We start from the raw sequence: 20,649 nt of genomic DNA, 5'->3' as shown, positions 1-20,649 counted from the left end.
GTCGGCCCCGCGCCGCATCGAGGCCGTGGCCCCGCGCCCGGTGGCCATCGCCGCCGCGTCCCAGGCTCCGACGCCCGCGCCGGAACTGGCCGGCACCGCGACGGTGCTGACGCTGGGCGCGCACATGTGCAAATGGCCGATCGGCGACCCCTCGACCAGCGAGTTCAGCTTCTGCGGCCGCCGCGCTTCGGAAGGCGTCTACTGCGTCGAACACGCCCGCGTCGCCTACCAGCCCCAGGTCCGCAAGAGCGCCGGCAAGGACGCCTCGTCCGACCTGGCCCGCAGCCTGCGCCGGTACATTTAAGCCTGCTATCGCTCGCGACGCGGTNNCGGTCGCTCGCTGCTTGAGCAGACGTGACCGCTATCGTTCGCCGCGCGGCGGCTCCCTGCTTGAGCAGAAGAGCCGCCACGTCGTCGACTTTCGGCCCCACGGCCGACACGAACGCCCCCTAGAGGGGCCGCCGTCCGCCCCGTCGGTTTTCGACGGGCTCCGGGGCGGGACTGCGGTTCATCCGGGTTGACGCAGTCCCCTCCAGGCCCTCGCCCTCGGCGAGGGCTTTTTTGTTGGCCCTGACGCGCTTCGCGCTGCTTGAGGGCTGCCTTGTTCGCCCTACCGCGCTTCGCGCTGCTTGAGGGCTGGATGGCTCCCAGCCCCTCCCCACAGCTCGAGACCTGCCCTTAGTTCAGCACCCGGCGAGCATCTGGCACGTCCAGGCTGAAGGCCGGGATGGCGGCTTCGAACATCCGGCCTTCGGCGTCCTGCATGAAATAGGCGCCGACCATGGAGCCCGAGGGAGTCGTCAGCGGGCAGCCCGAGGCGTAGGCGTAGCTGTCGCCCGCCTCGATCACCGGCTGTTCGCCGACCACGCCGGGACCGCGCACCTCTTCGACCCGGCCCATGGCGTCGGTGATGGTCCAGCGCCGGGCCACCAGTTGCACCGGGCCGCCGCTCAGATTGACGATCTCGACCTGATAGGCCCAGACCCAGCGCCCCTCGGCCGGGTCCGACTGGCCCGCCAGGTAGGAGGGGCGGACGCGAACGACGACGCCTTCGGTCTCGGCGGAGTAGGCAGGAGCGGAGTGCATGCGCTATATGCAGCCCGCCGTACGCGGGGTTCAAGCGTCTGTCGTCGCCGACAAGCTACACAGACGAGAAAATCCGTGTGAGAACAGGACGGCATGACCAGCTTTCAGATTCCCGCCCGCTCCGGCATCCTTCCCTTCCAGGGCATTGAGACCCTGATCGCGGCGGGCGCCATCGCCTCCGACACCCCGTTCGACGTCGATCAGGTCCAACCCGCCAGCCTGGACCTGCGTCTGTCGGATCAGGCCTGGCGCGTGCGCGCCTCCTTCCTGCCTGGCCAGCGCAAGGTCGAGGAACGTATCGCCGACGTCGCCATGCACGCCATCGACCTGTCGGGCGGCTATGTGATGGAGAAGGGCTGCGTCTATATCGCCCGCCTGCAGGAGCGCCTCAGTCTGCCCAAGGGGCTGAACGCCCGCGCCAATCCGAAGAGCTCGACCGGCCGCGTCGACGTCTTCGTCCGCCTGCTGACCGATCAGGGCGGCAGCTTCGACGACGTGGACGAGGGCTATGACGGCCCGCTGTATCTCGAGATCGCGCCCCAGACCTTCTCCATCCTGGTCAAGCCGGGCACCCGGCTGAACCAGCTGCGCCTCAAGGCGGGCGAACCGCCCAAGCTTGAGACCCGCAGCGTCGGCGTCGACCTGCGCGCAGGCGACAACGGCGTCGTCGGCTATCGCGGCCGCCGCCACGCGGGCGTGGTCAACATGGACCACATCGACGGCCACGACCCGCGCGACTTCTGGGAGCCGCTGACCCTACGCCGGGGCGAACTGCTGCTGGATCCGGGCGAGTTCTACATCCTGGCCTCGTCGGACGATGTGGAGATCCCGGTCGATCAGGCCGCCGAAATGACCCCGATCGACCCGTCGGTCGGCGAGTTCCGCGTCCACTACGCCGGCTTCTTCGACCCCGGCTTCGGCACGGACGAGGCGCACGGCGCCGGGTCAAAGGGCGTGCTGGAAGTCCGCACCCACGACACCCCCTTCCTGCTGGAGCACGGCCAGATCGTCGCCCGACTGGTCTATGAGCCGCTGACGGAACGCCCGTCGCGCCTCTATGGCGAAGGCGGCAGCCACTATCAGAGCCAGGGGCTCAAGCTGTCGAAGCACTTCCGTCCCTGGGGCTAGGTTTTCCTTCTCCCCTTGAGGGAGAAGGTGGGCGCCGTAGGCGCTCGGATGAGGGGTGTGAGCGCCGCGGTCAGCCGATCGCGGCGCTTTTTCTATGCGCCGCACGACTAGCGACGCCGCCGCCACCCCTCATCCGTCATGCTTCGCATGCCACCTTCTCCCACAAGGGGAGAAGGATCAGATCAGGTCAGCTTGTTCGCCTTCCTCAGACTGGGGAACGCCTTGGCCCAGATACCCGTGGCGGCCAGGGCGCCGAAGCCGCCGAACACCGCCGCGCCGATCGGCCCCAGAAGGCGCACCATGACGCCGGAATAGGCCTCGCCCAGCTCGTTCGAGGCGCCGATGAACAGCATGGACACCGACGACACCCGCCCGCGCATGTGATCGGGCGTGGCCAACTGGATCAGGGTCTGGCGGATGTTGACGCTGATCATGTCCGCCGCCCCGCCCAGGAACAGCACCGCGCCCGACAGCCAGACGCTCTTGGACAGGCCGAAGATCAGGGTGCAGACGCCGAACACCGCCACCGCGCCGAACATCCAGCGTCCGCCGTGGCGCACGATGGGGAAGCGGCTCAGGTAAAGCGCCATCAGCAAGGCCCCCACCCCGAACGAGGCCCGCAGCAGGCCGAAGCCGATCGCCCCGACGTGCAGGATGTCGCGTGCGAAGATCGGCGTCAGCAGGGCCACCCCGGCCAGCAACACCACGACCAGATCCAGCGAGATGGCGCCCAGGACGATCTTGGTCTTCCACACATAGGCCAGGCCTTCCTTGACCTGCTGCACCGGGCCCAGCTTGGACGGATCGACCTGCGGCTTGCCCTTGGTGCGGATCAAGATGAAGCAGGCCATCGCCGCCAGGAACAGCGCCATGGCCGAGGCGTAGGCCATCGGCACGGACACGGCGACGATGACCCCGCCCAGGGCCGGACCGGCGATGGCCCCGGTCTGGAAGGCGATGGACTGGGCGGCGATGGCGGGCGGCAAGGCCCTGCGCCCCACCACCATCGGCAGGAAGGCCTGGCTGGCCGGCGCCAGGAAGGCGCGCGCCGCGCCGAAGACGGCGGCCACCGCCAGCAAACCCCACAGCGGCGGCGAACCGTGCATCGCCATCAGCAGGAAGGCGCCCGCGCACATCCCCTCGACGATGATCGACAGGGTGACGGTGTGCTTGCGGTCGCGCCGGTCGGCCATGGCCCCGGCGGGCAGGGTGAAGGCCAGCAGCGGCAGGAACTGGCACAGCCCCACCAGGCCCAGATAGAGGCTGGCCTCCTCGATCGGATGATCGCGCCGGGCGATCTCATAGACCTGCCACAACAGGGCCGAGGACTGGATCTGAATGCCCAGAACCGCCGCCACGCGCCCCAGCCACAACAGGCGGAAGTCGGGAATGCTCCAGGGACTGGACGGGCCGTCGTCAGGGCGAGAAGCGGAGGAGTCGTCGGTCGTCACGTTCGTATGGGCGTCTTCGGATAGGGGGTTCCGTCGCGGTGGAAATAGCGATCGGCGCCCAGAGGAGGGGCATGGGGAAGGATCATGTCGATGTCGGGATAGTCGCAGGCGTCGTCGGCCGGACGGCGCGAGCCGACTTCCAGCAAAACCGCTTCGTGATCGCTGCGGTTCTCGATCTTGTGGCCGTTGGGGACGCCCGCCTTGAAGCCCGCACAGTCGCCGGCGCGCAGGATCGTCTCGCCCTCGTCCTCGACCAGCACCACCTCGCCGTCCAGCACCCAGACGAACTCGTCTTCGGCGGTGTGCCAATGACGCTGGCTGGACCAGGCCCCGGCGGGCAGGCGCAGCAGATTGACCCCGAACTGGTCCAGGCCGACCGCATCGCCCAGTCGCCAGCGGCGTCGCGGCTTGCACGGCGCAGCGAATTCGTCCGGGTATCCGGTTCCGTTCAGGGTCGGGGCGGCGTCGATGTCGATCTTCGGCACGGTTTTCGGGCCTTCTCGCGGATGCGGGATATGCCTAAAGCAATAGCCTCATGAACGCCGCATCACATTCCGTCATCGATCCTGTCGAACTGACCCGCGACCTGATCCGCATCCCCTCCGTCACCCCCGCCGACGAAGGGGCGATGGACGTGTTGGAGCGCGCCCTGACCGGCCTGGGCTTCACCTGCCGCCGCATGGTGTTCGAGGGGCCGAGCGGCGTGGGCCACGACGCGCGGATCGAGAACCTCTACGCCCGGCGCGGGACCGCCTCGCCCAACCTCTGCTTCGCGGGCCATACCGACGTGGTGCCGATCGGCGACCTGAAGGCCTGGAGCGCCGGACCGTTCGAGGGCGAGACCCGCGACGGCGTCCTGTACGGCCGCGGAGCCGTGGACATGAAGGGCGGCATCGCCGCCTGGGTCGCCGCCGTCTCGCGCGTGCTGTCTCAAGGCGAAATCGAAGGCTCCCTGTCCTTCCTGATCACCGGCGACGAGGAAGGCCCGGCCCTGCACGGCACCAAGCGCGTGGTCCAGACCCTGGCCGCCGAAGGCGAGGTCATCGACGCCTGCGTGGTCGGCGAGCCCTCCTCGGCCCACCACCTGGGCGACATGATCAAGGTCGGGCGGCGCGGCTCGCTGAACACCTGGATCACCGTCTTCGGCAAGCAGGGCCACGTCGCCTATCCCGATCGCGCCGCCAATCCGGCCCCGGTCATCGCCCGGCTGCTGGCCCGGATCGACGCCCACGTCCTCGACGAGGGCTATCCCGAGTTCCCGCCGTCGAACCTGGAGATCACCACCATCGACGTAGGTAATCCGGCGACCAACATCATCCCGGCCGAGGCCAAGGCGCGGCTGAACATCCGCTTCAACCCGACCCACACCGGCGACGGCCTGATCGACTGGCTGAACCGCGAGGCGGGCGCGCTTCAGGCCGAGACCGGTCTGCGGATCGAGCTGGAGCATATGTGCTCGGGCGAAGCCTTCCTGACCGAACCCGGCGTCTTCGTCGGCGCCGTGCAGGACGCGGTGGAGGCCGTGCTGGGCCGTCGCCCCGAGGCCTCGACCACCGGCGGCACCTCCGACGCCCGCTTCATCCGCGCCCTGTGTCCCGTGCTGGAGCTGGGTCTGGTCGGCCAGACCATGCACCAGGTCGACGAGCGCGTGCCCGAGGCCGAGCTGCGCGCCCTGACCGACGCCTATGAGCGCGTCATCGCCACGGTGCTGGAGCGTCTGAAACCCTGATCGGCAAGGTCATGTCACACTCCGCCGCCCTGTCTCGTCATGGAGGCGACGCGCACTCACGCTCGTAGGAGACACGACATGACCCCACGCCTCGCCAACCCCGCCAAGGCCGCCCCCGAAGCCTATCAGGCGATGCTCAAGCTGGAACAGGCCGTCGCCGCCAGCGGCCTTGAGCACAGCCTGCTGGAACTGCTGAAGATCCGCGTCTCGCAGATCAACGGCTGCGCCTATTGCCTGCACATGCACACCGCCGACGCTCGCCGGGCCGGTGAGGACGAAGTGCGTCTGCACCTGCTCGCTGCGTGGCGGGAATCCTCGCTGTTCAGCCCACGCGAACGCGCCGCCCTGACCTGGGCCGAGAGCCTGACGCGCATCGAACAATCCCAAGCGTCCGATGCGGACTATGCCGTGTTCAAGGCCGAGTTCAATGAAGCCGAACAGGTGAACCTGACCTTCGCCATCGGGGCGATCAACGTCTGGAATCGGCTCGCCGTCGGCTTCCGCTCGGCCCATCCGGCAGGCCCCGCGCGTGTCGCGGCCTGACCCCGCGACCGAAGTCTTCGAGGCGCATCGGCCCCGGCTGACGCGCCTCGCCTACCGCATGCTCGGCTCCCTGGCCGAGGCGGAAGACGTGACGCAGGAGGCCTGGCTGCGGTGGAGCAGGGTCGACCCGGCCGAGATCCGCGAGCCCGGCGCCTGGCTGACGCGCACCACGACCCGCCTGGCGCTGGACCTGCTGAAATCCGCGCGCGTGCGGCGCGAGACCTATGTCGGCGCCTGGCTGCCCGAGCCGCTGATCACCGGGCCGGAGGCGGACGCCGAGGTCTTCGCCGATGACCTGACCCTGTCCTTGATGACGGCGATGGAGCGGCTATCGCCCCTGGAACGCGCCGCCTTCCTTCTTCATGACGTGTTCGATGTCGGCTTCGCCGAGGTGGCGACGACGCTGGAGCGCGACCCCGCTTCGGTGCGGCAACTGGCCAGTCGCGCCCGCCGCCATATCCGGGAAGCCCGCCCCCGCTACGCCGTGGAGCCGCAAGAGGGCGAACGCATCGCCCGCGTCTTCTTCGAAGCGGCGCGGTCCGGCGACATGGTCGCCCTCGGCGCCCTTCTGGCGGACGAGGCGACGCTGAAGTCGGACGGCGGGGGCAAGGTGATGGCCTTCCACAACGCGATCCAGGGCGCGCCGAAGCTGTTGCGGCTCTACGCCGGCCTGCATCGCAAATACGGGCATGAAGGCTCGGAAATGCTCCGTCCCGTCTGGATCGACGGCCTGCCCGGCTACATCAGCCTGGAACGCGGCCGCATCCTGCAGACGACAGCCCTGACCATCGCTGACGGCCGCATCGTCGAAGTCTTCATCACGCGCAACCCGGATAAGCTGGCGCGCATCGCGGCTCTGATGAACGAACCGCCGCTCGCCTCGGCTTAACGGCAGGCGTCGACCCATTCGGAGGCGGTCAGTTCGGCCATCCGTTCGGGGCTGATGCGAACGGCGGAATGGATGGCCCCCGCCGCCGGGATCACCACGTCCCACGCCTTCAGCGAGACATCGCAATAGACCGGCAGGGGCGTCGCCAGACCGAACGGGCAGACGCCGCCGACCGGGTGGCCGGTCACGCCCTCGACCTCGGCCAGGTCCAGCATGTTCACCTTGCCGCCGAAGGCCGCCTTGGCCTTGGCGTTGTCCAGCCGGGCGTCGCCCGTCGTCACCAGCAGGACGATGCGGTCGCCCGCGCGCAGCGACAGGGTCTTGGCGATCTGACCCGGTTCGACGCCGTGGGCCGCGGCGGCTTCGGCCACGGTGGCGGTGCTGACGTCCAGTTCGATGATCGCGATGTCCGGCGCCTGCTCTGCGAAGAAGGCCTGGACGCTGGCCAGACTCACGCCTCGCCCGCCGCTTCCAGTCGCGCGATGCGGCGGTCCATGTCGGCGACCTGATCCTTCAGCCGCTGCGCCTCGGACGCCATGTCGACCGGCGTGCCGTCGTCATAGGTCAGCTGCGCCCCCTTCTCGATCAGGTCGAGACGATAGAGGGCGGTGACGCGGGTCGCCTTGAACCGCTCCAGCTCGCTTTCCGGGGAGATGACGCGGGCCATGTCAGCGCGCCGCCACGACGATGACCTCGACGAGGTAGTCGGGCGTCGCCAGCTTGGCCTCGCAGGTGGCGCGGGCAGGCGGATGGGCCGGATCGACCCAGGCGTCCCAGACGCCGTTCATCGCCTCGAAATCGGCGATGTCGGCCAGCCAGACCTGGGCCGACAGGATCTTCGACTTGTCGCTGCCGCACTCGGCCAGGATCGCCTCGACCTCGGCCAGGGCGGTGCGCGTCTGGGCGGCGACGTCCTCGCCCGGTTCGCCGACCTGTCCGGCCAGGTAGATGGTCTGGCCGTGGATCACGGCCTGGCTCATGCGGCTGTCGGGCTGGATGCGGGTGATCATTACGGCTCCTTGCGCTGAGGCTCGGACTTAACGCGGCGGGACGAAGGCTCCAAGGACAAACGCCGGGCGCCTCTGTGTCTTCCTAAACGCAAAAAGCCGTGTCACAGGAAGCGTCATGGAAACGATCCGCATCGAGAACCGCATCGGCGTGCGCGCCACGGCCGAACGCCTCTGGGAGGTGCTGACGGACTTCGGCGGCTGGAACCGCTGGAATCCGCACGAGGTCGAGGTCGAGGGCGCCCTGGGCTTCGGCGCGCCGATCAGCCTGATGGAACGCCTACCCGACCTGGGCGAGCGTCAGGTGCAGGCGCAGCTCGGCGAGTGGGAGCCCAACGCCCAGCTGGTCTGGATCGAGCGCCGCGGCTTCCTGTTCCGCACCCTGCGCTACTATGAGATCGAAGAGCTGGAACGCGGCGCCTGCATCGTGTCGCACGGCACGGTCTTCACCGGCCTGCGCGCTGAACTGTTCCACGACAAGCATCGCGCCCGCATCCGCCCGGCCTATCAGGCCATCAGCGAAGCTCTGAAGCGGACCGCCGAAGAGGGCTGAGACGTCTCAGCCCCTCAGCCGCCCTTCATCATGTCCTGAATGTTGATGATGGCCGGGCCCAGGATGACGACGAACAGCACCGGCAGGAAGAACAGGATCATCGGCACGGTCAGCTTGGCCGGCAGGGCCGCGGCCTTCTTCTCGGCGGCGGCCAGGCGCAGGTCGCGGTTTTCCTTGGCCATGACGCGCAGGGCCGACCCCAGCGGCGTGCCGTAGGTCTCCGCCTGGGTCATGGCGGTGGCCACGGCCTTGATGCCCGGATGCTGCGTCCGCTTGGCCATGCCCTCATAGGCCATACGCCGGTCCGGCAGATAGCTGAGCTCGGCCGAGAGCAGGGACAGCTCCTCGGCCAGTTCGATCGACTGGCCGCCGACCTCCTGGCTGACCTTCTGGATGGCCGCCTCGATCGACATGCCGGACTCCACGCAGATCAGCAGCAGGTCGAGCGAGTCCGGGAAGGCCGCCATGATCGAGGCGCGTCGCTTGTCGATCATGTTCTTCAGATAGATGTTCGGAGCATAGAAGCCGACGCCCGCAGCCATCACCACCATGGCGACCTGCGTCATCATCGGCAGGTCCGGCTTGACCACGACGAACAGATAGAAGGCCGTCAGCGCCATCAGGATGAAGGGGCTGGCGAAGCGGAAGAAGTAGAAGGTGTTCAACGGACCAGGCCCGCGGAAGCCCGCCTGGACCATGTTCTCGGCCACCTTGGGATCTTCCAGCAGCTTCGTCAGGTTCAGGCGCGCGACCACCCGGCTGCGATAGCTGTCATCGGTCTGGCGCAGGCTGGAGCCTTCGCCCGCCCCGCCGCGCATCGCCTGACGCGAGCGGCGGCGCAGTTCCTCGCGGCGCTCGGCCACGGCCTTCATCCGCTTGTCCAGCCGCGCGCCGCCGCCGACGAAGGAGGACAGCAAGGTCAGGACGCTGGCGAACACCGCCACGCCTACGCCGATGCTCAAGAGGTTCTGCGGGTCGGTGATGAAGCGCATGAAGCCGTTCACGTCGTCGCCCCCATCTCAGAACTTGAAGGAGATCATGCGCTTCATCACGAAGACGCCGATCGCCATCCACAGGGCCGCGCCCATCAGCATGACCTGCCCGCGAATGTCCGTGAACATCAGCAGCATGTAGCTGGGGTTGGACAGCATCACGAGGATCATGACCGCCGGCGGCAAGGAGGCGATGATGCCCGCCGAGGCGATGGCCTCGGACGACAGGGCCTTGATCTTCTCGCCCATCATCCGCCGAGCGCGCAGCACCGTGGTCAGATTGCCCAGCGCCTCGGCCAGGTTGCCGCCCGACTTCTGCTGGATGGCGATGACGATGGCGAAGAATTTCAGCTCCGGCGTCGGCATGCGCTCGTACATCTTGTCCAGCGCCTGGGCGAGCGTCAGCCCCACCCCCATGCCCTCGACCAGGGTGCGGAACTCGCCGGCCAGAGGCTCGGGGCTCTCACGGGCGATGATCTTGAAGCAGTCATGGACCGGCAAGCCGGTCTTGATGCCGCGCACCAGAATGTCGACGGCGTCAGCGAAGGCCAGTGAGAATTTCTTCATCCGCGCCTTGGCCTTCATGCCGACGATCCAGCGCGGCAACCCCAGACCCGCCGCCACGCCGACGCCCAGGACGATGATGATGTTGGCTCCCAGAACGAAGGCCAGCAGCGCCCCGACCAGACCTGCGACCACGCTGATGATGACGAAGGTCCGCACCGAGAGGCTCAGCCCCGCCTGCTTCAGCTTGGCGGCCGTGGTCATGCGCGCCTTGCGCTCGCGCCGGTCGACCTCCTGAAGCTGCAGCAGGATCTGCTTGCGGCGCGCCTCGGGCGTATTGGCCGCCGCGACGCGCTTGGCGTTCGCCGCCGCCTCGGCCCGCACCCCGCCCATCGTCTTGGCGCGCTTGACCGCCTGGCTCGAGGAATCGTCGCCGCCGACCAGCACCCAGCCGACGCCGCCGATGGTGATGAAGGCCAGGATCGCCGCCAGGATGGGAAGCAGCATCGCCCCTACTCCGCCGCGTCCAGGGCTTCGGCCAGTTCCCGCTCCAGCCCATAGTAGCGGGCGCGGTCCCAGAAGCGCGGGCGGGCGATGCCGGTGGAGCGATGGCGGCCGGTGATCTTGCCGTGCGCGTCCTCGCCGGTGATGTCGTAGACGAACAGATCCTGGGTGACGATGACATCGCCTTCCAGCCCCACCACCTCGGTGATGTGGGTGATGCGGCGCGAGCCGTCGCGCAGGCGCGCGGCCTGGACGATGACGTCGATCGAGCCGACGATCATCTCGCGGATGGTCCGGGACGGCAGGCCGTAGCCGCCCATGGTGATCATCGATTCCATCCGGCTGATGGCTTCGCGCGGGGAGTTGGCGTGCAGCGTCCCCATCGAGCCGTCGTGGCCGGTGTTCATGGCCTGCAGCAGGTCGAAGGCTTCGGGGCCGCGCACCTCGCCGACGATGATGCGTTCGGGGCGCATCCGCAGACAGTTCTTGACCAGGTCGCGCATGGTGATCTGGCCCTGGCCCTCCAGGTTCGGCGGGCGGGTCTCCAGACGCACGACGTGGGGTTGCTGCAACTGCAGCTCGGCGGCGTCCTCGCAGGTGATGACGCGCTCGGTCGGGTCGATGAAGGCCGTCAGGGTGTTCAGCAGGGTCGTCTTGCCCGAACCCGTGCCGCCCGAGATGACCAGATTGCATCGCGACGCGCCGATGACGCCCAGGACGCGCGCGCCCTCGGGGCTGATGGAGGCGTACTCCACCAGATTGCGCATCGTCAGCTTGTCCTTCTTGAACTTGCGGATCGTCAGCGTGGGGCCGTCGATGGCCAGCGGCGGGGCGATGACGTTGACGCGGCTGCCATCGGGCAGGCGGGCGTCGCAGATGGGGCTGGCCTCGTCGACGCGGCGGCCCACCTGGGACACGATCCGCTGACAGATGTTCATCAACTGGCCGTTGTCGCGGAAGCGGACGTTGGTCAGCTGCACCTTGCCGCCGACCTCGATGAAGACCCGACCGGCGCCGTTGACCATGATGTCGGCGATGTCGTCGCGCGCCAGCAGCGGCTCCAGCGGCCCATAGCCCAGCACGTCGTTCAGGATGTCCTGAACCAGATGCTCCTGCTCGGCCACCGACATGGAGACGTTCTTGATCGCCACCAGTTCGGAGACGATGTCGCGGATTTCCTCGGACGCCGCCTTCTGATCCAGCTGCGCCAGCTGGGCCAGGTCGATGGTGTTCATCAGGGCGTTGAAGATGGTGGTCTTCGTCGCGTGATAGTAGTCGCTCTGTTCGCGCACGATCTCGGCGACGGCCTGGGCCTTCTTGAGCTGCTCCAGGCCCGGCGTGGCCCGAGGGCCGCTCGGAGAAACACTTGGCGCAGGCTCGGGCTTGCGGCCCAGCAATCCGTCCAGGGCGTCCAGCCGGTCGCTGCGCGGCGCGGCGGCCGGCGGCGGCGTCAGAGGATCAAGGTCTTCGGCCGAGAAGCCGTCCACCGGCTCGGGCGCCCGGCGCGCCTGCGCCTCCGGAACAGGGGCCGGGGCGGGCCGGGGCGCGACGGGGGCCAGACCCGGCTGTGCTGTCCGCTTGCCGAACACGGCCTCAGCGCTTCTTGCTGAACAGAGAGCCGAGCAGGGAGCTGCTTCCGGCGCTCTTGGCCGCCGCCGTCGGCTTGGCCCGGCCTGCTGCACGCGCGGAGGCGGCCGGCAGCTCGCGGCGCGAGACGATCTGCGCCAGGGTCTCGAAAGCCTCGGCCGCCTTGGTCTTGGCGGCGGCGTCGACGATCATCTGGCCGTTGTTGGCGGCCGCGCCGAACACCTTGGCGTCGAAGGGAATGCTGAGGCTGGGATGGACGCCCAGGGCCGCGCCGAAATCCTTGGCCGGAATCTCGGGCCGCCCCGGTATGCCCACCTGGTTCAGCACCAGGCGCGGCGGGGCGTCGTTGGGGCGCCCCTGCTTGATCAGGTCGATCATGTTCTTGGCGTTGCGCAGCGAGGCCAGGTCCGGCGTCGCCACCACCACCACCTCGTCCGCCGCGATCAACGCGCGGCGCATCCAGCCCGACCACAGGTGCGGCAGGTCCAGCACCACGAAGGGCGCGGTCGCCCGGATGCGGGTGGTGACTTCCTCAAAGGCCTCGGCGCCGATGTCCCAGTCGGTCTCCAGCGTCGCGGGCGCGGCGAACAGGCTCAGCTTGTCGGTGCAGCGGACCATCATCCGGTCCAGCAGGGTGGCGTCCAGGCGATCCGGCTGGTTCAGGGCGTCGGCCACGCCGTTCAGCGGATCCTGGTTGAAGTCCAGCCCGGCCGTGCCGAACGGCAGATCGTAGTCGACGATGACGGTGTTGACGCCGATGCGTTCGCTCATCGCATAGGCGGTGTTGTGCGCCACGGCCGAGGCCCCCGCCCCGCCCCGCGCGCCGACGAAGGCGATGGTCCGGCCGACGAAAGGCTGGGCCGGATCGGCGAACAGGCCCCCGATGGCGGCGATCAGCTGCAGCGGCTGCACCGGCGCCACCAGATATTCGCTCACGCCCCGTCGCATGAGCTCGCGGAACAGCAAGATGTCGTTGGTCGCGCCGATGATGACGACCTTGGTGCCCGCGTCGCAGACCTGGGCCAGCTGGTCGATCTCGGCCAGCAGATCCTGCGGCGCCTTCAGGCTCTCGACGATGATCAGCGGCGGCGTCGGTTCGGCCTGATAGGCCTCGATCGCCGCCTGGACGCCGCCGAGGCGGATCTGGGTCGTGGCGCGGGCCATGCGGCGATCCTGGCCGGCGCGCTCGGCGGCGGCGGCCGTGTCCTGGCGCTCGGCGAAGATGTGCACCCCGATGCGCGGGATCGACACCTCGACCGAGGCCGGCCCGCCCATCGTCAGCGCCGTCGACGTCTCGACCGCGGGCATGGCGGCCACCACGGGCGGGGCGACGGGGGGCGCGGCGCCCGCCGTATTGATCGCCGCCTCGGTTTCTGTCCGCATCTGTCCGACCGGGTCAAAGGCGTCGGGAATCCGCCCCATGGACGCAGGTCCAGGCGCTCCGGCGCCCGTCGGGTGCAGGTCCATGAACTCATCATCAAGATCGAAGCCGTCCAGGGCGTCGAAATCCTGAGAGGGGAAGGGCTTGGGCGCCGTCGTCATTGCACAGCCTGTGAAATCTTGGTCTGCGACAACAGGGTCTCACGCTGGGCGGAGGTCTGACCGCCCTCGCGATAGGCGTCGAACACCACAGAGCGACGACCGGAATCGGCCGGGGTCATGGCGCGCGGGGCGACGATGTCGCGCGGATCGGCGATCTGGGCGGCCAGGTTGGCGTTCACGGCGCAACCGAAGTTGGAGGCCGACTGATTGTCGCCGGTGCGGCCCAGATTGCCCCACTGGGTTCCGCACTGCGGCACGACCGCGCGCACCGTCTCGAAGCCGACCAGCACCGGCGCCCTGGGGTCCGGTGCGGCGTAGCCGACCAGCTGGATGCGCTCGCCCGGCACGCCCGCCGCCTCGAACGCCGCCTTGACGTTCCAGGCCGCCTGAGCCGCCACGGGATCGCCGCCCGCCGGGGCCTCGATCACCAGCACCGGCGCGCCTTCCATGGCGAAGCGCCCGACCAGGGCGTCCAGCGCCGCGCGCTGATTGGCCGACAGGCCCGTCTCGTGCACCGCCAGGGCGATGCGGTCCAGGCCAGGCTCGACCTGCAGGCTGAAGCGCGAGGTGGGGGTCAGCGGCGGCTCCCCGCCCAGGCTGGCCGGGCCGCCGACGCAGGCCGACAACGCCAGGCTGAGGCTCAGAACGGCGGCGGAGATGGAGACGGTGCGGATCATGGCGCTCACTCGATCACATAGCCGACAGGGCCGCGCCAGCCGGCGCCCGGCTGCGCCGCGGGAGCGGGCGAGCCGTAGACCTGGTTCAACTGGCCGAAGAAGATGGTCTGGGCGTCCTGGGCGATGCGCAGACCATCGGCCGGCGTCTGCATCCGATCCGGCGAGGTCGGGTTGACGATATAGGGCTCGACGATGACCACCAGCTCGGTCTCGCCCATCACATAATCGCGCGAGCGGAACAGTTGGCCCAGCACCGGCAGATTGGTCATGCCCGGCAGGGCGTCGATCGCCTGGCGCGTGGATTCCTGCAGCAGGCCGGCGATCATCATCGACCCGCCCGAGGGCAGTTCGATGGTGTTCTCACTGCGCCGCACCGTCAGGCCCGGCAGGGTGATGGAGGACGGCGTGCCCGCGCCGATAGTCAGGCCGCCGTTGGGAGTCAGCTCGGACACCTCGACCTTGACCTGCAGGCTGATGCGCCCTTCCGACAGAACCACCGGCCGGAACGACAGCCCGACGCCGTAGGGCTTGTACTCGACCGTAATCTGCCCTTCGCGGTCGCGCCCGGCGGGGACGGGGAACTCGCCCCCGGCCAGGAAGCTGGCCGCTTCGCCGTTGACCGAGGTCAGGTTGGGCTCGGCCAGCATCCGCACCAGGCCGACGCGCTCGAAGGCCTTCAGCATGGCCTCGCCCTTGTTCAGCCCGTCCGAACCGGGGCCGGTGCCGGGCTGGGCCGTGTCCCAGTTGGACGGATCGCCGGGGCTGCCGTCGACCGTCACCGGACACATGGCGCCTTCCGGCCAGCCCGGACCGAGGCAAGGCACCTGCATCTGGAAATTCTTGGTGGTGTCGCGGGCGATCCCGCCCGCCAGACCGCCCAGGAAGGAGCCGTTCACGCCCCAGGTGGCGCTATTGCCCAGCAGCCACTGGGTGTCGCCGACACGGCCGAGCACTGCCTGGGTGTCGAATCCGAGCTGCTTGATGGCGTTGCGCTGCACCTCAACCACGCGCACCTTCAGCGTCACCTGATCCGATCCGGCGACGGCGATCATGTTCATGACCTTTTCGGGGGCGCTGACGAAGGCGCGGGCCACTTGGGCGGCGCGTTCGGCCTCCAGCGGACTGGCCGCCACGCCGGTCAGGATGATGCTGTCGTTGACCGCCTCGGCGCGCAGGTTCGAGCCCGGCGCCACCCGCGCCAGAGTGTCCTGAAGCGCGCTGACCCCCGCGTCCACGCGCACCCGCAGCGCCAGGATGGTGCGCCCGCTCGCGTCCAGGAAGACGGCGTCCGTTTCGCCGCCCGCCAGGCCGATCATGGTGATCCGGCGCGGCGAATGCAGCATGGCTTCGGCCACGGCCGGATTGGAGATGATGACGTCGCGCGCATCCGCCGGCAGGTCGACGGCGAAGGAGGTTCCGCGCGGCAGATTGACCATCTGCGGGGCCGAGCCTGCGGTGATGGCGGCGCGCGTCTGGGCGCGGGCGCCGTCCGACGCCGCAGAGCCGCCTAGCGCAATCAGGGCGGCGCAGGCGGCGACAGCGAAACGATTCATGCCCGATAGTCCCGTCTTCATGGCACCGCCACCGTTTCGGCCTGCCCCTCGCGATAGACGCGCACGACCGAACCGCCGCCTGCCGCCCGCCCGCGCACCGCGCCCGGCACATGGCCCGACGGCCCGGCCGTATCGGCATAGGAGCGCAGCACCAGCGACAGTTCGCCCTCGGACTTGGCCAGGGCCAGAACCTCGGCGTCGCGGCCCGTCAGCTCCAGCGTCGCCGTGGCGCCGACCACCGCCTGCTCGTCCTCGGCGGCGCGGGTGCTCTGATCGATGGCCAGAACTTTGACGTTGCGCATCACCGTGGCGGCCGAATATTTTGCCCCGCCGTCGTCGCCCGACCCCTTGACCTCGCGCGTCAGCAGGACGTCCACGCGGTCGCCGGGCAGGATGAAGCCCCCCGCGGCCGTCTCGACCGTCACGCGGATCGCCATGGCCCGCATGCCCGGCTCCAGATAGGCGGCCATGTAGCCGCTGTCCCCGGCGCGCACGATCTTGCGCGCCACCAGGGGCTCGCCGGCCAGAATGGGTTCGCGCACCACAGCGCCGATGTAGTCGGACTTGGCCCCCGGCGTGTTCAGTTCGGCGACGGCCTTGATGGCCTTGTCCACCGTGTCGCTCTTGGCGTCGCCAGAGCCTTCGACGGCCGCGTTCTCGGCGGCGGCGCCCTCGGCTTTGGAGGGCGGCGGCGGGCCGTCGGTGATGAAGAGGGGGTTGAGTTCGTCGGCGGGCCAGTCTTTCCAGCTGAGGTCCGCATCAACCAGGCGACGACCGGGCTCCAGATCGCGCGCCGCGACCAGCACCTTGGCCATGGGCCGCGTCTCGACGGCGGCCGTGGCGGTGGCCGTCGGCTGCCCTGACGACCCCATGGCGCGCACGACCAGCGCCAGACCGACGGCCGCGAGGGCTGCAATGCAGATGACAGCGATCTTGGCGGGTTTCATCCAGTGTCTCCGGCAGACGCGATCGCGCGAACCCGGATGATCCGCCCCCTGCCTGTCAGGGATAATGGCCCGTCATGGTTAACGCGCCCCTAAGCTGGACCGCCCTTGACGAACAACGTCATCAACCCGCGATGTAGGCCGTCATCAGCGGGCTGGACGGATAGGCCAGCAGGGCGCCGATGGCGATGGCGACCCCATAAGGAATGTCGCCCTTGGGCTGCATCAGCCGCATGACCCAGCCTGGTCCGCTCTGGGCGAAGAAAGGCAAATGGCTGCGCGCGGTCATCAGCAGAATGCAAAATCCACCGCCAACCAATGCGGTGTGAAAAACAAAAGGCACGCCAGCCGAAGCGCCCATCCACAACATGGAAGCGGCTAGAAGTTTAGCGTCGCCGCCGCCGATCCAATTCCCCGCGAACATGCCCATGCCGATAACAAGCATCGCGATCGCCAGGCCGACCGAAACACCCACCACATCCAGCGGCAGACCCAACACCAAGGCTGCGGGGAAAAAGCCGACAATGAGAACCCCCGAAATCCAGTTCGGGATCTTCATAGTGATCAAGTCATGCAAGGCGGCACCGATAGCCAGAACAGGCAGGATAGCCAGCAAGATCGTGGACAATTCAGTCATGAACCTATCTTGGACACCCGATCCTTAAAAGCAGGTTTCCAATCTATCCGGCTGTCGCCGTTCAAAGCTTAAATGCTCCTGGCGCTTGCTCGCAAAAACAAAAAGGGGTCAGAGCGTCATCGCTCCGACCCCAATCATTTTGATTGACTGGTTATATTAGACAGTCTTAGGCGGGGCCTTCATGTCATCCGTGACCTTCTTGAAGGTACCTTGAAGCTGAGTGCCCAGAGCGGCGACGGCGCCGATGATGACAACCGCGATCAGAGCAGCGATCAGGCCGTATTCGATGGCCGTGGCGCCGGATTCGTCTTTAGCGAAGCGCGTGATGAAGTTACGCATGTTATGTCTTCCTTCTTTCAATAACGAGCAGATGACCCACCATCAGGGTCGTCGGTTTTGCCCGCTTGACCCCCGTTTGCATGGAGACAATGCGACGACGCCCCTTAAGAGCGGGTAAAATCTCGACGTCCCCGCGCAATATTGATGGTTACTTTCTTGTTTACTAGAATTCGCCCTTGATTTCGGCGTTGGTAGAGAATTTCAGGCTTTCTTGACCTTTGGCCGTCAGCTTCCACGTGCGGCGCTCGCGCGCGCCCGTTCTGATCCTCACGGAGGCCCCGCCATGCGCCCAGCTTCTCTTCTCGTCGCGCCCCTGGCCGCGCTGCTCGTTCTGGCCGCGCCCGCCGTGGCGCAGGAACGGCCGCTGGACGTGCAGATCGACCAGGCGACGCGGGTGCAGCTTCGCGCACCGGCCGGATCGGTGATCGTGGCCAATCCGCGCATCGCCGACGTCACCGTCACCGACGCCCGCACCCTGTTCATCACCGGCAAGAGCTACGGCCTGACCGAGATCATCGCCGTCGACGCCCTGGGCCGCCCCCTGTTCCAGCGCCAGGTGGCGGTCAGCCCCGGCGAGACCGGCTCGGTGCGCGTCTGGCGCGGCGGCGAGGCGACCGAGGTCGCTTGCGGAACCCGTTGCGCGCCGGCCGCCCGCCCCTCCACGGCGCCCTGACGCCATGCAGCGGGGGCTGGGCCTGATGCATCGTCGGCGTCGCCGCGAGGGCTCCACCGCCATGGAGTTCGCCCTCGTGGCCTTCCCCTTCTTCATGCTGCTGTTCGGCATATTGGAGATCGGCCTGATGCTGCTGGTCGACGCCCTGGTCGAAACCGCCGTCTCCGACGCCGGGCGCCAGATCCGCACCGGCCTGGCTCAGGAACAGAAGCTGGAGGTCGGGGACATCAAGAAGCGCCTGTGCGCCAATATGAGCGTCTTCGCCGCCGACTGCCCCAGCCGCGCCTTCATAGACATTCGCGTGGTCGACGGTTTCTCGACCCCGTCTGACGCCGACCCGCTGAAAACAGGCGTCTTCGACCCCAGCGTCCTGACCTACAAGCCGGGCGGCCCCGGCGACCGGGTGCTGGTGCGCGTCTGGTACGAACAGCCCATCGTCACCCCCTTCATCGCCCAGGCCGTGTCGCGCACCGCCGATCGTCGCGTGATGCTGACCACCACCCTGGCCTTCCGCAACGAGCCCTATCAATGAGGCGCGCCGTGAAAGTCGGGCTTCTGAAGCGCCTGTTACGGGATCGGCGCGGCGTCTCGGCGATCGAGTTCGCCCTGATCGCGCCGGTGATGATCACCATCTACTTCGGCCTGATCGAATTCTCCCAGGGCTATATGGCCGAGCGCCGCGCCAGCCACGTCGCCTCCATGGTCGCGGATCTGGTGGCCCAGTCCGGCGGCACCAACATCAAGGATCTGGAGAGCACCTTTCTGATCGGCGACATGATCATGCGGCCCTTCTCGTCCGAGACCCTGTCGATCCGCGTCTCGAGCGTCACCGTGGATGCGCGCGGCGTCGCCACGGTCGAATGGAGCCGCGCCAAGAGCGCCAAGGACGCCAAGGGCGCCGACATCATGCCCGCCCGTAAGCGGGGCGATCCCATCACCGACCTGCCGCCCGACCTGATCACGGACGGCCAGACCGTAATCCTGGGCGAAACGAACTACGGCTACGTGTCCGCCTTCGGCCAGATGATACCGGGCGGCATCGCCTTTCAGCGGAACTACTATCTCCGCCCGCGCACGACGGATCGGATCGCCTGCACCGACTGCCCCGCCTGACTCGGCGGCCCTAGCTGACCAGGGCCTCCTTCAACGCGCGGAACTTGGCCTCGGTCTCCAGCCGTTCGGCGCCGGGATCGCTGTCGGCGACGATCCCCGCCCCGGCCAGGGCGCGCCAGCGCCAGCCGTCCGCCCCATGTTCGAACGCCGCCGTGCGGATCAGGACCGAGGCCGTCAGCCGCGCCTCCTCGCCCAGCCCCCAGCCGAACAGGGAGCCGCACCACGGCCCGCGCGGCGGCTCATGGCCCGCGATCACCTTCATGGCCTGATGCTTGGGCGCCCCGGTGATGGAGCCGGGCGGGAAGGCGGCCTCCATGACCTCGGCCGGGCCGACGCCCTGCGCCGCCTGGGCGCTCACCGTCGAGACCAGATGATGCACCGTCGGATGGCTCTCCAGCGCGAACAGGCGCTCGACCTGAACCGAACCGGGTCGCGCCGCCCGCGCCACGTCGTTGCGCATCAGATCGACGATCATCAGGTTCTCGGCCCGGTCCTTGGCGCTGGCGACCAGCTCCGCCGCCAGGGCCGCGTCGCGCGCCGGGTCGGGGTGGCGCGCGCGGGTGCCCTTGATCGGCCGGGTCTCGATACGACCGCTGTCGCCGTCGAAGGTCAGGAACAGTTCCGGCGAGTTAGACACCAAGGCCCGCTCGCCCAGCCGCCAGAAGGCGCCGTAGGCCGCGCCCCGCCCCGCCGACAGCCGCAGGAACACCTCGAACGGATCGCGCTCCGGCTTCAGGCGCCCGGTCCATGCGCGCGCGATATTGGCCTGGAACAGCTCCCCGGCGCCGATGCGGGCGACCACGTCGGCCACCGCCGCCTCATAGGCCGCGCCCGAGCCTTCCTCGACCGCGCCGTCACACGGCGGTGCGGGCGTCTCCGTCGAGACCGCCGTCTCTAGCCAAGTCGCCGCGCGCTGCGCCTCAAGGCGCGCCGCCTCGACATCCGCCCCGCGCCCGATCGCCCGCACCTGTCGTTCTTGGTGGTCGAAGGCCAGCATGGCCGCATAGCGCGCCAGCATCAGGTCCGGCCAGTCGCCCTCGCGCTCGCCGGTCGCGGGCCGCGCCCCGGCGTCATAACTCATCAGCCCGACGACCCCGCCGTCTGCATAGGCGGGCTCACGCAGGCGCTGGAACAGCGCCCCATCGTCCACGCCCCCGGCGAATGTCTGATCCGGCTCGCAGGCCACGAAGGACCAGCG

25 protein-coding genes are annotated in these 20,649 nt (G+C 68.5%); 9 read left to right on the top strand and 16 right to left on the bottom strand.

Going from position 1 to position 20,649, the window contains the following annotated elements; all coding sequences use genetic code 11:
• A partial coding sequence (locus B2Y21_RS06125; protein WP_292057976.1) for a GcrA family cell cycle regulator occupies positions 1-304 on the top strand: 304 nt, incomplete at its 5' end.
• A gap of 374 nt (positions 305-678) precedes the next feature.
• On the opposite strand, the gene apaG is transcribed toward B2Y21_RS06125, so the two are convergent.
• Positions 679-1,086 carry a Co2+/Mg2+ efflux protein ApaG gene (apaG, locus tag B2Y21_RS06120; protein ID WP_125900341.1) on the bottom strand — a complete coding sequence of 136 codons (408 nt, stop codon included), beginning with the start codon at positions 1,084-1,086 and terminating at the stop codon, positions 679-681.
• Positions 1,087-1,179: 93 nt separating this feature from the next.
• Here apaG and B2Y21_RS06115 point away from each other — a divergent pair, with 93 nt between their 5' ends.
• Positions 1,180-2,214 carry a 2'-deoxycytidine 5'-triphosphate deaminase gene (locus B2Y21_RS06115; RefSeq protein WP_292057973.1) on the top strand — a complete coding sequence of 345 codons (1,035 nt, stop codon included), beginning with the start codon at positions 1,180-1,182 and terminating at the stop codon, positions 2,212-2,214.
• Positions 2,215-2,396: 182 nt separating this feature from the next.
• Here the strand turns inward: B2Y21_RS06115 and B2Y21_RS06110 are convergent, their stop codons facing one another.
• Entirely contained in the window at positions 2,397-3,665 is a 1,269-nt protein-coding gene (locus B2Y21_RS06110) for an MFS transporter (RefSeq protein ID WP_292057971.1), read from the bottom strand.
• Positions 3,662-4,150, bottom strand: a complete 489-nt coding sequence (locus B2Y21_RS06105) for a cupin domain-containing protein (protein WP_292057970.1) — start codon at positions 4,148-4,150, stop codon at positions 3,662-3,664. Before B2Y21_RS06105 ends, B2Y21_RS06110 begins: the two co-directional genes overlap by 4 nt.
• 50 nt (positions 4,151-4,200) lie before the next feature.
• Here B2Y21_RS06105 and dapE point away from each other — a divergent pair, with 50 nt between their 5' ends.
• The 3 genes from dapE (at position 4,201) to B2Y21_RS06090 (ending at position 6,826) form a co-directional block, all read left to right on the top strand.
• On the top strand, positions 4,201-5,394 hold the full coding sequence (dapE, locus tag B2Y21_RS06100; protein ID WP_292057968.1) for a succinyl-diaminopimelate desuccinylase: 1,194 nt from the start codon (positions 4,201-4,203) through the stop codon (positions 5,392-5,394).
• A gap of 78 nt (positions 5,395-5,472) precedes the next feature.
• Positions 5,473-5,937 carry a carboxymuconolactone decarboxylase family protein gene (locus B2Y21_RS06095; RefSeq protein ID WP_292057967.1) on the top strand — a complete coding sequence of 155 codons (465 nt, stop codon included), beginning with the start codon at positions 5,473-5,475 and terminating at the stop codon, positions 5,935-5,937.
• A complete protein-coding gene (locus B2Y21_RS06090; RefSeq protein WP_292057966.1) occupies positions 5,924-6,826 on the top strand; it encodes a sigma-70 family RNA polymerase sigma factor in 903 nt (300 codons plus the stop codon). The genes B2Y21_RS06095 and B2Y21_RS06090 overlap by 14 nt, the downstream gene beginning before the upstream one ends.
• Here B2Y21_RS06090 and B2Y21_RS06085 read toward each other — a convergent pair.
• Genes B2Y21_RS06085 through B2Y21_RS06075 form a run of 3 tightly spaced genes read right to left on the bottom strand, consistent with a single transcriptional unit; the run spans position 6,823 to position 7,836 of the window.
• Positions 6,823-7,281 carry a YbaK/EbsC family protein gene (locus B2Y21_RS06085; protein WP_292057964.1) on the bottom strand — a complete coding sequence of 153 codons (459 nt, stop codon included), beginning with the start codon at positions 7,279-7,281 and terminating at the stop codon, positions 6,823-6,825. The two genes, B2Y21_RS06090 and B2Y21_RS06085, sit on opposite strands and share 4 nt — an antisense overlap.
• Positions 7,278-7,493, bottom strand: a complete 216-nt coding sequence (locus B2Y21_RS06080) for a hypothetical protein (RefSeq protein ID WP_292057961.1) — start codon at positions 7,491-7,493, stop codon at positions 7,278-7,280. Before B2Y21_RS06080 ends, B2Y21_RS06085 begins: the two co-directional genes overlap by 4 nt.
• Before the next feature lies 1 nt (position 7,494).
• Complete coding sequence (locus B2Y21_RS06075) at positions 7,495-7,836, bottom strand: RidA family protein (protein WP_292057959.1); 342 nt, start codon at positions 7,834-7,836, stop codon at positions 7,495-7,497.
• A 115-nt stretch (positions 7,837-7,951) separates the two neighbouring features.
• Between B2Y21_RS06075 and B2Y21_RS06070 the strand changes: the two genes are divergently transcribed.
• Complete coding sequence (locus B2Y21_RS06070) at positions 7,952-8,386, top strand: SRPBCC domain-containing protein (protein WP_292057957.1); 435 nt, start codon at positions 7,952-7,954, stop codon at positions 8,384-8,386.
• A 14-nt stretch (positions 8,387-8,400) separates the two neighbouring features.
• On the opposite strand, the gene B2Y21_RS06065 is transcribed toward B2Y21_RS06070, so the two are convergent.
• From B2Y21_RS06065 to B2Y21_RS06025, 9 genes are all read right to left on the bottom strand, one after another.
• A complete protein-coding gene (locus B2Y21_RS06065) occupies positions 8,401-9,390 on the bottom strand; it encodes a type II secretion system F family protein (RefSeq protein WP_292057956.1) in 990 nt (329 codons plus the stop codon).
• A 15-nt stretch (positions 9,391-9,405) separates the two neighbouring features.
• Positions 9,406-10,389: a type II secretion system F family protein gene (locus B2Y21_RS06060; RefSeq protein ID WP_292057954.1), complete on the bottom strand. Its 984-nt coding sequence runs from the start codon at positions 10,387-10,389 to the stop codon at positions 9,406-9,408.
• Between the two features lie 5 nt (positions 10,390-10,394).
• A complete protein-coding gene (locus tag B2Y21_RS06055; protein WP_292057953.1) occupies positions 10,395-11,975 on the bottom strand; it encodes a CpaF family protein in 1,581 nt (526 codons plus the stop codon).
• 4 nt (positions 11,976-11,979) lie between these two features.
• On the bottom strand, positions 11,980-13,515 hold the full coding sequence (locus B2Y21_RS06050) for an AAA family ATPase (protein ID WP_292057951.1): 1,536 nt from the start codon (positions 13,513-13,515) through the stop codon (positions 11,980-11,982).
• Positions 13,512-14,192 carry a CpaD family pilus assembly protein gene (locus B2Y21_RS06045; protein WP_292057949.1) on the bottom strand — a complete coding sequence of 227 codons (681 nt, stop codon included), beginning with the start codon at positions 14,190-14,192 and terminating at the stop codon, positions 13,512-13,514. Before B2Y21_RS06045 ends, B2Y21_RS06050 begins: the two co-directional genes overlap by 4 nt.
• Before the next feature lie 5 nt (positions 14,193-14,197).
• Positions 14,198-15,745 carry a type II and III secretion system protein family protein gene (locus tag B2Y21_RS06040; RefSeq protein WP_292057946.1) on the bottom strand — a complete coding sequence of 516 codons (1,548 nt, stop codon included), beginning with the start codon at positions 15,743-15,745 and terminating at the stop codon, positions 14,198-14,200.
• 17 nt (positions 15,746-15,762) lie between these two features.
• The gene (cpaB, locus tag B2Y21_RS06035; protein ID WP_292057944.1) at positions 15,763-16,692 is read right to left on the bottom strand and encodes a Flp pilus assembly protein CpaB; all 930 of its coding nucleotides are present in this window, start codon (positions 16,690-16,692) and stop codon (positions 15,763-15,765) included.
• Between the two features lie 121 nt (positions 16,693-16,813).
• On the bottom strand, positions 16,814-17,326 hold the full coding sequence (locus B2Y21_RS06030; RefSeq protein WP_292057942.1) for an A24 family peptidase: 513 nt from the start codon (positions 17,324-17,326) through the stop codon (positions 16,814-16,816).
• A 156-nt stretch (positions 17,327-17,482) separates the two neighbouring features.
• Positions 17,483-17,665, bottom strand: a complete 183-nt coding sequence (locus B2Y21_RS06025) for a Flp family type IVb pilin (protein ID WP_292057939.1) — start codon at positions 17,663-17,665, stop codon at positions 17,483-17,485.
• 283 nt (positions 17,666-17,948) lie between these two features.
• Between B2Y21_RS06025 and B2Y21_RS06020 the strand changes: the two genes are divergently transcribed.
• Genes B2Y21_RS06020 through B2Y21_RS06010 form a run of 3 tightly spaced genes read left to right on the top strand, consistent with a single transcriptional unit; the run spans position 17,949 to position 19,451 of the window.
• Positions 17,949-18,338, top strand: coding sequence for a pilus assembly protein N-terminal domain-containing protein (locus B2Y21_RS06020; RefSeq protein WP_292057937.1), 390 nt, complete (start codon positions 17,949-17,951; stop codon positions 18,336-18,338).
• Between the two features lie 4 nt (positions 18,339-18,342).
• Entirely contained in the window at positions 18,343-18,870 is a 528-nt protein-coding gene (locus B2Y21_RS06015) for a TadE/TadG family type IV pilus assembly protein (RefSeq protein ID WP_292057935.1), read from the top strand.
• An 8-nt stretch (positions 18,871-18,878) separates the two neighbouring features.
• Entirely contained in the window at positions 18,879-19,451 is a 573-nt protein-coding gene (locus B2Y21_RS06010) for a TadE/TadG family type IV pilus assembly protein (RefSeq protein ID WP_292057934.1), read from the top strand.
• Positions 19,452-19,461: 10 nt separating this feature from the next.
• Here B2Y21_RS06010 and B2Y21_RS06005 read toward each other — a convergent pair.
• Positions 19,462-20,649, bottom strand: a 1,188-nt coding sequence (locus B2Y21_RS06005; RefSeq protein WP_292057932.1) for an anthranilate synthase component I family protein, incomplete at its 5' end; no start/stop codon positions are given.

The sequence above is a fragment of the Brevundimonas sp. UBA5936 genome, assembly GCA_002430835.1.
Classification (GTDB): Bacteria; Pseudomonadota; Alphaproteobacteria; order Caulobacterales; family Caulobacteraceae; genus Brevundimonas.
This window is presented reverse-complemented; position numbering and strand designations above follow the sequence as displayed.